Here is a 676-nt window from a genome sequence, read left to right on the forward strand (position 1 = left end):
TACGCGATGTAGAGCCGGTCGCGGGACTGCGGCACCGGCAGGCAGGTGCGCGGCAGCACGTGCGCGGAATTCAGGGCGATGACCCGGGTCTCGTAACCGAGGTCCTGGATCTCGCGCAGCCACCGATGCCGGTCGTCCCACTTCCAGCACTGCACGACGTTTTCCATCACCCCGGCCAGCACCGGCTTGCCGCGCGCGGCCATCGCACGCAGATACCGGGGAATCTGCTCGACCAGCGCCCGGCTGCGCCCGGACGCCGGATCCTCGACGATGCCGAGTTCCTCGTCGAACCGGTACTGGTTGCTCTGGTCGAAGTAGCGTTTCTGTCCCTTCGCGTCCGTCCATTCCGGGCACGCCGGGCTCGCCCAGAACATCTCGGTCGCGGGCAGCCGCGTCAGATCGATCTCCCTGACGTCGCCGGGCGGAAGATGTTCCACCGTGGGGAAATTCAGCTCGTGCACCGCCACACAGACCGGGTTGTGGTTGGCCGCGATCCGGCCCGTGAGACCGGGCACCGCCCGCCAGCCGAGGTAATCGCCCCCGTATCCGGCGAAGAAGACCGTCGATGTGAGGCTCATCGCGCGTCCCCGGGGATGTGTGCGGTCCAGCCGTCGATGACCTCGACCATCCGGTCCTGCCACTGCGCGGTCGTAACCTCGACCGCGCGGGCGCGGCG

General features: G+C 68.5%; 1 pseudogene. It reads right to left on the reverse strand.

Annotation, left to right across the window (positions count from 1 at the left end):
• Positions 1–578: pseudogene (locus A5780_RS16525) on the reverse strand (DNA cytosine methyltransferase); the annotation flags it as partial.
• Positions 579–676 lie beyond the last annotated feature (98 nt).

The organism is Nocardia sp. 852002-20019_SCH5090214, from assembly GCF_001665865.1.
GTDB lineage: Bacteria > Actinomycetota > Actinomycetes > Mycobacteriales > Mycobacteriaceae > Nocardia > Nocardia nova.